Origin of the sequence: Pseudomonas sp. Ant30-3 (genome assembly GCF_000690905.1) — a bacterium.
GTDB lineage: Bacteria > Pseudomonadota > Gammaproteobacteria > Pseudomonadales > Pseudomonadaceae > Aquipseudomonas.
The window spans coordinates 16,565-28,735 of the sequence record NZ_JMCL01000034.1; the positions used below are offsets into that span (position 1 = coordinate 16,565).

Annotated in this window: 10 protein-coding genes; 1 reads left to right on the forward strand and 9 read right to left on the reverse strand. The window is 60.2% G+C overall.

Going from position 1 to position 12,171, the window contains the following annotated elements; translation table 11 throughout:
• Positions 1–178: 178 nt before the first annotated feature.
• Positions 179–2,086 (forward strand): esterase EstP, encoded by a 1,908-nt coding sequence (estP, locus tag DU29_RS0109265; RefSeq protein WP_028621489.1) that lies wholly within the window; start codon positions 179–181, stop codon positions 2,084–2,086.
• Positions 2,087–2,151: 65 nt separating this feature from the next.
• Here estP and trpE read toward each other — a convergent pair whose 3' ends face one another.
• The 9 genes from trpE to DU29_RS0109310 all read right to left on the reverse strand — a co-directional run bounded on the left by trpE (position 2,152) and on the right by DU29_RS0109310 (position 12,067).
• Positions 2,152–3,633, reverse strand: coding sequence for an anthranilate synthase component I (gene trpE, locus DU29_RS0109270; protein ID WP_028621490.1), 1,482 nt, complete (start codon positions 3,631–3,633; stop codon positions 2,152–2,154).
• A gap of 71 nt (positions 3,634–3,704) precedes the next feature.
• On the reverse strand, positions 3,705–4,523 hold the full coding sequence (locus tag DU29_RS0109275) for a phosphoglycolate phosphatase (RefSeq protein ID WP_028621491.1): 819 nt from the start codon (positions 4,521–4,523) through the stop codon (positions 3,705–3,707).
• Positions 4,520–5,194 (reverse strand): ribulose-phosphate 3-epimerase, encoded by a 675-nt coding sequence (gene rpe, locus DU29_RS0109280; protein ID WP_028621492.1) that lies wholly within the window; start codon positions 5,192–5,194, stop codon positions 4,520–4,522. The genes DU29_RS0109275 and rpe overlap by 4 nt, the downstream gene beginning before the upstream one ends.
• A 90-nt stretch (positions 5,195–5,284) precedes the next feature.
• Positions 5,285–6,433: an iron-containing alcohol dehydrogenase gene (locus DU29_RS0109285; protein ID WP_028621493.1), complete on the reverse strand. Its 1,149-nt coding sequence runs from the start codon at positions 6,431–6,433 to the stop codon at positions 5,285–5,287.
• Positions 6,434–6,563: 130 nt separating this feature from the next.
• Positions 6,564–7,388 (reverse strand): ABC transporter permease, encoded by an 825-nt coding sequence (locus tag DU29_RS0109290; RefSeq protein ID WP_028621494.1) that lies wholly within the window; start codon positions 7,386–7,388, stop codon positions 6,564–6,566.
• Positions 7,389–7,400: 12 nt separating this feature from the next.
• Positions 7,401–8,648 (reverse strand): ABC transporter permease, encoded by a 1,248-nt coding sequence (locus DU29_RS0109295; protein ID WP_028621495.1) that lies wholly within the window; start codon positions 8,646–8,648, stop codon positions 7,401–7,403.
• Positions 8,649–8,873: 225 nt separating this feature from the next.
• Positions 8,874–9,917 (reverse strand): ABC transporter substrate-binding protein, encoded by a 1,044-nt coding sequence (locus DU29_RS0109300; protein WP_028621496.1) that lies wholly within the window; start codon positions 9,915–9,917, stop codon positions 8,874–8,876.
• 44 nt (positions 9,918–9,961) lie between these two features.
• The gene (locus DU29_RS0109305) at positions 9,962–11,086 is read right to left on the reverse strand and encodes an ABC transporter ATP-binding protein (protein ID WP_028621497.1); all 1,125 of its coding nucleotides are present in this window, start codon (positions 11,084–11,086) and stop codon (positions 9,962–9,964) included.
• A gap of 351 nt (positions 11,087–11,437) precedes the next feature.
• On the reverse strand, positions 11,438–12,067 hold the full coding sequence (locus DU29_RS0109310) for a response regulator (RefSeq protein ID WP_003210977.1): 630 nt from the start codon (positions 12,065–12,067) through the stop codon (positions 11,438–11,440).
• Positions 12,068–12,171: the final 104 nt, after the last annotated feature.

The following is a 12,171-nucleotide window of genomic DNA, read 5'->3' on the forward strand; positions in this document are numbered from 1 at the left end:
ACACGGGGAAGGTCTCATTTATGCGTCCGGGCACAGTAACTTAGCTGGGCAGAGCGTGCAATATGGGCGATTGAAGCGCGTCGGACATTGCAATGGGTTCGCGCCAAACGGCAACACGCTCTATAGTTTTTGGCACTGTCGTTTCACTCACTAAAACAATAACAAAACGGATCTGCCCATGCTCAGACAGAAACTGGCTGTACCGCTCGCCGGCTGCTTGCTCGCCATGGCCTGCACCGAGGCGATCGCGGCGCCCAACCCCTACTCGAACTTCATCGTATTTGGCGACAGCCTGAACGATGCCGGGCAGTTCACGGACATCGGCGGACCGTCAGGCTCGACCCTGCGGTTCACCAACCGCACCGGACCCCTTTATCGGGATGGCAGTGGTGAGGTGTTTTCCGCCAACTCGACGCAGCTGCTGGGTGGCCAACTCGGGTTTTCCGCGGATCAGACCGCAGCCTCTACATCGGCGGCGCGTGCCGGCCAGGGATTGCCGGACGGTAATAATTGGGCAGTGGGCGGCTACCGCACCGATCAGATCCTGACGTCGATCACCACCGCCTCCGCCACCGGTGAACGTGCGCGTCAGGGTTATCTGCCGAGCAATGGTTTTCGCGCCGATCCGAATGCTCTTTATTACTTGTCCGGGGGCGGCAACGATTTTCTTCAGGGACGCGTGCAAAGCGCCGTACAGGCCAACGCTGCGGCAGACCGACTGGCCAACAGCGTGCAAGTCTTGCAAACCGCCGGCGCCCGGTATGTGATGGTCTGGCTGTTACCGGATCTGGGCCTGACCCCGGCCATCAATGGCACGCCTCTGCAAGCCGGCACCTCACAGCTGAGTGCCGCCTTCAACCGGCAATTGGTCACTCGACTGGCAGGGATCGACGCCGAAATCATCCCACTCAACGTGCCGCTTCTGTTGCAGGAAACTTTTGCTGACCCGGCGCGATTTGGCCTGGCTACCGGCCAGAACCTGATCGGCACCTGCTTCAGCGGCAACGGCTGCGTGGAAAATCCGCTGTATGGCATCAACAGCGCCACGCCGGATCCGAGCAAGCTGGTCTACAACGATGCCGTGCATGCGACCGAATCCGGGCAGCGGCTGATTGCCGATTACGCCTATTCCTTACTGGCAGCGCCGTGGGAACTGACGCTCTTGCCGGAAATGGCCCACGCCACATTACGTGCGCATCAGGATGAATTGCGCAGCCAGTGGCAATCGGACTGGGAAGACTGGCAGGCCGTCGGTCAGTGGCGAGCGATTGTCGCCGGCGGCGGCCAGCACCTGGATGTGGACAGCCAAACCAGCGGCGCCAGCGCCGATGGCAGTGGTGCCAACGTGAACATCGGTGGCAGCTACCGTCTCAATGAGGCCTGGCGTGTGGGCGTTGCGGCGGGTTTCTATCGGCAGAATCTGGAAGCCGGCAGTAACGATTCGGACTACAAACTGAACAGCTATCTAGCCACCGCGTTTGCCCAGTTTCAACACAATCGCTGGTGGGCCGATGCCGCGTTGACCGGCGGAAAACTGGACTACGACAATCTCAAGCGCAAGTTTGACCTCGGCCCCGGTGAGGGTGCGGAAAAGGGTGACACCGACGGTCATCTCTGGGCGTTCAGCACGCGTCTGGGTTATGACATTGCACAGCCAGGCAGCGATTGGCATTTGTCGCCATTCATCAGCGCCGACTACGCCAAGGTGGAAGTTGACGGTTACTCGGAGAACAGTAACCGCTCCACAGCGTTGAGCTTCGATGATCAAAAGCGTGATTCAAAACGCTTGGGCGCGGGCCTGCAGGGCAAGTACCAGATCACCCCGCAGACGCAGGTGTTCGGCGAGTATGCCCACGAGCGTGAATATGAGGATGACACGCAGAAAGTGAACATCGCCCTCAATAGCCTGCCATCGCTCGACTTCAGACTGGACGGCTATGCGCCGCAGAGTCATCTGAATCGGGTGAGCCTGGGGATCAGCCACAAATTGACGGCCGATCTGGCGTTGCGCGGTGGTTATACGCTGCGCAAGGATGATGATTTCACCCAGCAGGGCATCAATGTCGGGGTTGCGCTGGACTTCTGAATCGCGGGCAATAAAAAACGCGGCGCCCTCACAGGCGCCGCGTTTTGTTGTGCCGTGCAAGTGGCTCAGCTATCCGGCGTTTGCTCGGCCAGCGCCACCGCACGGAACATCGCGCGGCGTTTGTTCAGGGTTTCTTCCCATTCCAGCGCCGGCACCGAGTCGGCGACGATGCCGCCACCGGCTTGTACGTGCAGTTCGCCGTTCTTGATCACCGCCGTGCGGATCGCAATCGCGGTGTCCATGTTGCCGTTCCAGGCGAAGTAACCGACAGCACCGCCATAGACGCCACGCTTGACCGGTTCCAGCTCGTCGATGATTTCCATCGCGCGGATTTTCGGTGCGCCGGACAACGTCCCCGCCGGCAGAATCGCCCGCAGGGCGTCCATCGCGGTCAGACCGGCTTTCAGTTGCCCAGTGACGTTGGAAACGATGTGCATCACGTTGGAATAACGTTCGATGACCATTTTCTCGGTGAGCTTCACCGAACCGATTTCCGAAACGCGACCGGTGTCATTGCGCCCAAGGTCGATGAGCATCAAGTGCTCGGCGATTTCCTTGTCGTCGGACAGCAGGTCTTTTTCCAGCGCCACGTCAGCTTCTTCGGTGGCCCCACGCGGACGGGTACCGGCAATCGGGCGCACGGTGATCAGGTTGTCCTCTACCCGCACCAGCACTTCCGGCGAACTGCCGACCACGTGGAAGTCGCCGAAGTTGAAGAAGTACATGTAAGGCGTCGGATTGAAGCAACGTAGCGCCCGGTACAGATCGATCGGGGCAGCTTTGAAATCAATCGACATACGCTGCGACGGCACGACTTGCATGCAGTCGCCAGCGAGGATGTATTCCTTGATGGTGTCGACGGCTTTTTCGTAATCGCTTTGCGTGAAGCTCGAACGGAACACCGGGTCAGCCGCTTGCTGCTTGCTGAAATCCAGGCCACGACGCGGGGTGATCGGCTGGCGCAGTTGCTCCAGCAGTTCTTCGAGGCGCGCCTGACCTTGCTCGAACGCATCGTCCTGCGACGGATCGGCGAGGACAATCGCGTGCATCTTGCCGGCGAGGTTGTCGAACACCACCACTGCGTCGGAGACCATCAGCAGAATGTCCGGCACGCCCAGCGGATCCGGGTTCGGGCATTTTCCCAGACGCTTTTCCACATAGCGCACGCAGTCATAACCGAAATAACCCACCAGACCGCCATTGAAGCGCGGCAGACCGGGGATGGTCGGCACGTTGTAACGGGCCTTGAACGCTTCGACAAACGCCAGCGGATCTTCGACGTCGTGGCTTTCGATCTCGACGCCGTCATGGGTCACGCTGACGTGATGGTCATGCACGCGCAGCACAGTGCGGCATGGCAGCCCGATGATCGAGTAACGGCCCCACTTCTCCCCGCCCTGTACCGATTCGAGCAGGTAGGAATTGGGCTTGTCAGCCAGTTTCAGGTAGATCGACAGCGGCGTGTCGAAGTCGGCCAGGGTTTCACAGGCAAGCGGGACGCGGTTGTAGCCGGCAGCGGCCAAACGCAGGAATTCTTCGCGGATCATGGGGTAGCCTCGTGGCTTGAGGTTGTAACAGTCAGGTATGCAAACGCGCCGGGATGCCGGCCAGGATCAAGTCAGGCGCGCCAACGCCAGCGGGCCAGGGCCTTGATGACTTTCATCCAGAGTTTGCGAGTGACCACCACGATGGCGTTTCCAGAATAGGGTTGAGCAGCGTCGGGCAACGTTATCCCAGAGGCCAGATCCAGGCAACCGGGAATTAATTTGCGCAAATCGTCGATCACCAGCGCCGGCGATTCTTCGGCGATCGGCCGGCCATGGTTGTAGCCATAACTGAGGGCCACGCATTTGACCCCCGCCGCTTTCGCCGCCAGCACATCGCTGCGCGAGTCGCCGACGAACAAGGATTGCGAGGCGGGAATATTGGCCATTTTCATCACGAAGAACAGCGCCGCCGGGTCAGGTTTTTTCTGTGGCAGGGTGTCGCCGCCGATGATCCACTTGAAGTAACGGCCGATCTTCATCTGATCCAGCAACGGCGCGACGAAGCGTTCCGGCTTGTTGGTGATCAGCGCCATCGCCACGCCCTGCTTGCTCAGCCACTTCAGGGTGTCGCGCACGCCGGGGTAGACGACAGTCAGGTTGTGATTTTCGCTGTAAGCCTCCATGAAGATGTCCAGTGCGGCTTCAGCTTCAACGTCGTCGACCGTGGAATGCTCGATTCCACCTGCCAATGCCCGACGAACCAGGACCGGTGCGCCGTTGCCGACCCACTCACGTACTGAATCGAGACCGGCGGGCGCACGGCCGAGTTTGAGCAGCATGTTATCCACAGCCGCCGCGAGGTCCGGGACCGAATCGATCAGTGTGCCATCCAGATCGAACATCACCAGCCGCGGCAAACGCCCAGGGAAGAGCTGCTCAAAGCCGCTCATGGGCGGGTCAGCGCCAGTTCGGAACGCATCTTTTCGATCACTTCCTGGTAGTTCGGCGCATTGAAAATCGCCGAGCCGGCGACAAAGGTGTCGGCGCCAGCAGCGGCGATTTCACGAATGTTGTTCACGTTCACGCCGCCGTCGATTTCCAGCCGAATGTCACGCCCGGAGGCATCGATCAAGGCCCGCGCTTCGCGCAGTTTATCGAGGGTGCCGGGGATGAACTTCTGCCCGCCGAAGCCAGGGTTGACGCTCATCAGCAGGATCATGTCGACCTTGTCCATCACGTACTTGAGCACGTCCAGCGGGGTCGCCGGGTTGAACACCAGGCCGGATTTGCAGCCGCCTTCGCGAATCAGTTGCAGGGAACGGTCGACGTGCTGCGTGGCTTCCGGGTGGAAGGTGATGTAGGTCGCGCCGGCTTCGATGAAGTCGCCGACTATACGGTCCACCGGGCTGACCATCAGATGGGCGTCGATGGGCGCGGTGACGCCATATTTGCGCAGCGCCGCGCAAACCATCGGGCCGATGGTCAGGTTCGGTACGTAATGGTTGTCCATGACATCGAAGTGCACGAAGTCGGCGCCGGCGGCCAGGACGTTGTCCACTTCCTCACCCAGGCGGGCGAAGTCGGCGGAGAGAATCGACGGAGCAATGACGAAGGGCTGCATGACGCACCTTTTTTGAACAGAATCACGATGGCGCGCATTGTATACCTCATGCTTTGGCGCGCGCACCGTGGCTAAGATGATTGGGCTGTTCTAGTACGCAGCCCGGTAGATCTTCTCGATATCCGCGGCGCTCAATTTGCGTGGATTGTTGCGCATCAGGCGCTCGATTCCCGCCGCCTCTGCTGCCATGGCCGGGATCGCTTCTTCGGGCACGTTGAAACTGCGCAGGCCGCGCGGGATTTCCACGGCGGCGCAGAGTGCGGTCATCGCTTCGACGGCTTTGTCGGCCGCTTCGTTGGCGCTCAGATGCGCGGTCTTCACGCCCATCGCTTCGGCAATGTCCTGCATGCGTTCGACGCAGGCCATTTTGTTCCAGGTCATCACGTAAGGCAGCAACAGCGCGTTGCTGACGCCGTGGGCAATGTTGAAGCGCCCGCCCAATGGGTACGCCAATGCATGCACCGCGCCGACCCCGGCATTGCCGAACGCCATGCCGGCCATCAGGCTCGCGGTGGCCATGTCTTCGCGCGCTTGCAGGTGGGAAGGATTGGCATAGGCCTTGGGCAGCGCATTGGCGATCAGTTTGATGGCGCCGATGGCCAGCGCGTCAGTGATCGGCGAGGCGTTGACCGACAGATACGATTCGATGGCGTGCACCAACGCGTCGACGCCACTCGCCGCCGTGACACTGCGCGGACAAGTCAGGGTCATTTGCGGGCTGACCAGTGCAACGTCCGGCAGCAGGTAGTCGCTGACGATGCCTTTCTTCAACTGCGCGACCTTGTCGGAGAGGATCGCCACGTTGGTGACTTCCGAACCGGTGCCGGCGGTGGTCGGGATGGCGATCAGCGGCGGGCCTTTGCGCGGCACCTGGTCGACGCCGAACAAGTCCTCCAGCGCGCCGTGGTAACCGGCGTACGCCGCGACACTTTTTGCGATGTCGATCGCACTGCCGCCGCCCAGCCCGATCAAACCGTCATGCCCGCCGTCGCGGTAAGCGCGCATGCAATCTTCGACAATGGCGATTTCCGGGTCAGGCAGGACGCGGTCGAAGATTTCGTAGCTGCGTCCACCCAACTGCGCCAGCGCCAGCTCGACCGTGCCGGATTTCACCAGTGCGGCATCGGTGACGATCAGCGGATTGTCGACGTCGAGGCGAGTGAGTTCAGCAGCGAGTTGCTCGATGGCAGCGGCGCCGGTGATCAGTTTGTGAGCGATTTTGAAAGAGGAAAGACTCATGGTGCGCAGCCTCTTATAGATAGGGGAGCTGGGCACAATAGTAGCTGGGGATTTCGGGTTGTCTTGTATTCAGGGGGTGAATGACTGTTGGCAGCCAACACCCGCTCCCACAATGGATCGAGTAATAGCTTCAGACCTGGGCGGTGCGCAGTTTTTCGCTGCGGCCGCGCAACCATTCCAGGGTCAGCAGCAGGACCACCGAAAAAGCGATCAGCAGCGTCGCAGCCGCGGCAATGGTCGGGCTGAGGTTTTCGCGGATACCGCTGAACATCTGCCGCGGCAACGTCGCTTGCTCGGGACCTGCGAGGAACAGCGTCACCACCACTTCATCGAACGACGTCGCAAAGGCGAACAGCGCCCCCGAGATGACACCCGGCGCGATCAGCGGCAAGGTCACGCGGCGGAACGCGGTCAACGGCGAAGCACCGAGACTGGCTGCCGCCCGCACCAGGTTATGGTTGAACCCCTGCAACGTCGCCGACACCGTGATAATCACGAACGGCACACCCAACACCGCATGCACCACGATCAGCGAGAAGAAACTGTTGCCCAGACCCAGCGGTGCAAAAAACAGATAACTCGCCACCCCGATGATCACCACCGGCACCACCATCGGCGAAATCACCAGCGCCATGACCAAGGCCTTGCCCGGGAAATCGCCACGGGTCAGGCCGATGGCCGCCAGCGTGCCGAAGATCATCGCCAGCACCGTCGCCGCCGGGGCGACAATGACGCTGTTCCTCAGCGCGCGCATCCATTCCGCCGAGGCGAAGAAATCCTGGTACCACTGCAGCGAAAAACCTTGCAGCGGGTACACCAGGAAACTGCCGGAGTTGAACGACAGCGGGATGATCACCAGCACCGGCAGAATCAGGAACAGCAGAATCAAGCCGCAGAGAATCCGCAAGCTGTAGAACCACACCCGTTCGATGGGCGACATATAAGGATTCAGCATTTCGATTCTCCCTTAGCTCAGGCGCAGACGACTGGCGCCCACCAGCCAGCTGTAGATCAAATAAAGCACCACGGTCGCCAACAGCAACAACCCACCGAGCGCGGTCGCCATACCCCAGTTGATGCTGGTGTTGGTGTAGAAGGCGACGAAGTAGCTGACCATTTGATCGTTCGGGCTACCCAGCAATGCCGGGGTGATGTAGTAGCCGATGGCGAGGATGAAGACCAACAGGCAACCGGCGCCAACACCGGCGTAGGTCTGCGGGAAGTACACCCGCCAGAAACTGGCGAACGGGTGGCAGCCGAGGGAGATCGCCGCGCGCATGTAAGTCGGCGAGATGCCTTTCATCACGCTGTAGATGGGTAGAATCATGAACGGCAGCAGGATATGCACCATCGAGATGTAAACCCCGGTGCGGTTGAACACCAGCTCCAGCGGCTTATCGATGATGCCCAATGCCATCAGGCCACTGTTGATCAGGCCACCCGATTGCAGCAACACGATCCACGCGGCGACGCGCACCAGAATCGAGGTCCAGAATGGCAGCAGGACCAGAATCATCAGCAGGTTGCTTTGCCGCGACGGCAGGTTGGCCAGCAGGTACGCCAACGGATATGCCAGCACCAGGCAGATCGCGGTAATGACGAAACCCATCCAGAACGTGCGGGCGAAGATGTCCAAGTAAATCGCCTGATCCGGCGTGGCCGGGGCGACTTCGCCGAGGTCGTCGATACGGTGATCAACCGACGCCAGCAAGTAATAAGGGGTGATGCTGCTGGTGTTGCGACGCACCGCTTGCCAATAGGCCGGGTCGCCCCAACGCTCGTCGAGACTTTCCAGTGCTTCTTTATAGGAGGACGGCTCGGTGGCGAACGGCAAGGCACGGGCGGTTTTGGTCAGCAGGCTGCGATAGCCGGCCAGTTCCATGTTCAAGCGCTTGGACAGATCGCCCAGGGTTTGATTTTTTCGCGCTTCGGCGAGGTCTTCGCTGGCCGCTTTGTAAACCGGCTCTGCGGGCAGGCCACGGCCGTCCCAACTGGCGATGGCCGCCACGGTGCGCGGCATGCCGCCGACCACTTCCGGGTTACCAACGCTTTTGTAGAGCAGCGCCACGATCGGCACCAGGAACACCAGCAGCAGGAAAATCACCAGTGGCGCAATCAAGGCTTGAGCCTTCCAGCGATTGATCCGCTCGGCATGCTTGAGCCGCTGCTTCAAGGTGGGATCAGTGCCCGCGTTCACGGGAATGGCGGTGGCCATGGCGTACTCCGGAAATCTTTGATCGTTACAGAGGCGGCGTACCGCCTCTGTTGTGTTGAAACACCACGCCTGAGGATGGGAAATTCTTTGTGGCGAGCGAGCTTGCTCGCGCTGGGCTGCGAAGCGGCCCCAAATTGGGTTGGCAGCGCCAATTTTGTGAGTGCTGCGCACTCAAGCGGGAGCAAGCTCCCTCGCCACAAAGACCCTCACCCAGTTGGCGCTTAGTTACTTCGCAGCCCAGGAATTGAAGCGCTGCTCCAGTTGCTCGCCGTTGTCAGCCCAGAAGCTGACGTCGATCTGCACCTGATTGGCGATGTTTTCCGGGGTGGTCGGCATGTCTTTCAAGACGTCTTTGTTCAGCAGCGGTACGGCCTGGGTATTGGCCGGACCGTAAGCAATGTTTTCCGAGTAGGTCTTCTGCTGCTGCGGCTGCACCGAGAAGGCGATGAATTTCTTCGCCGCTTCTGCGCGCTTAGGGTCCAGGCCACGAGGGATTGCCCACGCGTCGAAGTCGTAGATTCCGCCGTTCCATACCACTTTCAGGTTGCTTTCTTTCTGCACGGCAGCGATTCGGCCGTTGTAGGCCGAGCTCATGACCACGTCGCCGGAGGCGAGGTACTGCGGCGGTTGCGCGCCGGCTTCCCACCACTGGATGCTCGGCTTGAGTTCATCGAGTTTCTTGAACGCGCGATCCTGACCGTCTTTGCCGGCCAGCACTTTGTAGACGTCTTTGGGCGCGACGCCGTCGGCCATCAAGGCGAATTCCAGGGTGTACTTGGCGCCTTTACGCAGGCCGCGCTTGCCCGGGAATTGCTTGGTGTCCCAGAAATCGGCCCAACTGGTCGGTGCGGTTTTCAGCTTGTCGGCGTTATAGGCCAGCACGGTCGACCAGACGAAGAAACCCACGCCGCATGGCTGAATGGCTCCTTTGACGTAATCTTCAGTCTTGCCGAACAGTGCCGGGTCGAGTTGCTCGAACATGTCCTCGTCGCAACCACGGGACAGTTCTGGCGATTCAACTTCCACCAGGTCCCAGGAAACACTCTTGGTGTCGACCATGGCTTTGACCTTGGCCATCTCACCGTTGTATTCACCGGCGACGATTTTGCCGTTGCCCGCCGCTTCCCACGGTGCGTAGAAGGCTTTGACCTGCGCTGCCTTGTTCGCCCCACCAAAGGACACCACGGTCAGGTCCGGGCCCGCCGCCATTGCGTGTGCCGCGCCGATCATGCCGACAACCAGGGCGGTGAATTTCAGGGATCTCAACATTTATTGTTCTCTCCACGTGCAGGGTTGGTTGAAGCAGGGGGCGATTAATTCGCCTCTAAAAGCGGGTCGAGAGCGCGAACGTGTTCGACCTGCCAGCCAAGCGGTACCACGTCGCCGACGGCCAGCCCGGGATCGAGCTCGGCAATCGGCTGTTTCACAAAGAAGTCGGTCTTGCCGCAGACTTCCAGGCGAACCCGGACGTGATCGCCCAGATAGATGAATTCCGCCACCCTCCCTGAGAAGCGGTTGACGCAGGATTCGCTCGAGCCGTTGAGGCTGATGCGTTCCGGGCGAATCGACAGCGTGACGGGCTCGCCGGTCCGGCCGACGTTGACGGCCAGCGCTTCAACCTTTTCACCGCGAGCGAGCTCGACCACACAACGGTCGCCCGTGTGACTGTGCAAACGACCGTTGAGACGGTTGTTCTCGCCGATGAAGTTGGCAACGAAGGTGTTTTTCGGTTCTTCGTAAAGGCTGCGCGGTGGGGCGATCTGTTGGATCTCGCCTTGATGGAACACGGCGACGCGGTCGGACATGGTCAGGGCTTCACCCTGATCGTGCGTCACGTAGACCACGGTCACGCCGAGGCGCTGGTGCAGGTGTTTGATTTCCATCTGCATGTGTTCACGCAGTTGCTTGTCGAGTGCACCGAGCGGTTCGTCCATCAGCACCAGTTGCGGCTCGAACACCAGTGCCCGGGCCAGGGCCACGCGCTGTTGCTGGCCGCCGGACAATTGCGCCGGATAACGCTGGGCGAAGGTGTCTAGCTGAACCATGCTCAGGACTTTTTTCACCTTGTCGCTGACATCGCTTTTGTTCAGACCGCGCACGGTCAGCGGGAAGGCCAGGTTCTCGGCCACCGTCATGTGCGGGAACAACGCGTAGTTCTGGAACACCATGCCGATGTCGCGCTTGTGCGGCGGCACGTTGTTGATGGAACGCCCGGCCAGGAGAATTTCGCCGGCGGTGGGGGTTTCGAAACCGGCGAGCATCATCAGGCTGGTGGTCTTGCCGGAGCCGGACGGCCCGAGCAGGGTCAGAAATTCACCTTTGCGAATATCCAGGTTGAGGTCTTTGACGATCAGGTTCTCGCCGTCGTAGCTCTTCTGCACTCCACGAAAGCTGACCAGAATGTCACTGGCCCCTGCGCTTGAATCGACCTGGCTCATACCCACACCTTTGTTATTGATGACTGCTGTGGATTAAGCCTAGTGGACGCTGGAGAGCACGCAAATCGGGGCGCAGGAGAGAATCGCCTCAGCCGGATGGAAGGTTGGGGGTAGGGATTGCCCTACAAGGATGGCGTGAATGGACAAGGTCGCTGCGGACTTCGAGCTCCAGGCCGCAAGAACAAGCGAATGGGCTTGTCGCTATTGGACATGTCCACAATCCCAACCCCAAAGAAGATCCCCTGTAGGAGTGAGCCTGCTCGCGATGGCATTCAGTCAGTCAACACTTTAGCGACTGATCCACCGCCATCGCGAGCAGGCTCACTCCTACAGTTTTGATTGCGGCGTCCTTTAGAGCAGTTTGTGCTCCATCGCATATTTCACCAGCTCGGCCAGCGAGGTGATGTTGAGCTTTTGCATCAGCCGCGCCTTGTGGGTGCTGATGGTTTTGCTGCTCAACGCCAGTTGCTGGGCGATGTCATTGACGTTGGCGCCCTGGGCCAGGCGTTCGAACACCGAGAACTCCCGTTCCGACAGTAACGAATGCAACGGCCGCGAATCGGTCAGACCGACTTCGAAGACCATGCGATCAGCCAGGTCCGGGTCGATGTAGCGCCCACCCGCAGCAACCTTGCGAATCGCCGTCAGCAACAAGGCCGGATCGCTGTCTTTGGTCGCATAGCCCGCCGCGCCCACTTTCAACGCCCGGGCGGCCATCTGCGCTTCGTCGTGCATCGACAACACCAGGATCGCCGGCGGATTGTTCAACGCGCGAATGCGCGGGATCGCCTCCAGGCCATTCACGCCCGGCATCGAAATGTCCAGCAACACCACTTCGCAAGGAACATGCCGCAAGGTTTCGAGCAGTTGCTCCCCGTTGCTCGCCTCTCCCACTACCAGCAAATCCTTGGCGAGGCCGATCAACTGCTTGATGCCTTCGCGCACGATGGTGTGATCTTCGGCTACCAGTACACGGATCACGTTCTTCTCCAGATTCAGGATCTATCGCGAGCAGGCTCGTTCCAACAGGTACAGAGCACCTGTGGGAGCGAGCCTGCTCGCGATAGCGTCAGTACAGACAACAC

Coding starts and splice junctions, on each gene's coding strand:
- trpE (WP_028621490.1), bottom strand. CDS start 3,633: ATGATCCGCGAAGAATTCCTGCGTTTGGCCGCTGCCGGCTACAACCGC.
- DU29_RS0109275 (WP_028621491.1), bottom strand. CDS start 4,523: ATGAGCGGCTTTGAGCAGCTCTTCCCTGGGCGTTTGCCGCGGCTGGTG.
- estP (WP_028621489.1), top strand. CDS start 179: ATGCTCAGACAGAAACTGGCTGTACCGCTCGCCGGCTGCTTGCTCGCC.
- DU29_RS0109305 (WP_028621497.1), bottom strand. CDS start 11,086: ATGAGCCAGGTCGATTCAAGCGCAGGGGCCAGTGACATTCTGGTCAGC.
- rpe (WP_028621492.1), bottom strand. CDS start 5,194: ATGCAGCCCTTCGTCATTGCTCCGTCGATTCTCTCCGCCGACTTCGCC.
- DU29_RS0109290 (WP_028621494.1), bottom strand. CDS start 7,388: ATGCTGAATCCTTATATGTCGCCCATCGAACGGGTGTGGTTCTACAGC.
- DU29_RS0109295 (WP_028621495.1), bottom strand. CDS start 8,648: ATGGCCACCGCCATTCCCGTGAACGCGGGCACTGATCCCACCTTGAAG.
- DU29_RS0109300 (WP_028621496.1), bottom strand. CDS start 9,917: ATGTTGAGATCCCTGAAATTCACCGCCCTGGTTGTCGGCATGATCGGC.
- DU29_RS0109285 (WP_028621493.1), bottom strand. CDS start 6,433: ATGAGTCTTTCCTCTTTCAAAATCGCTCACAAACTGATCACCGGCGCC.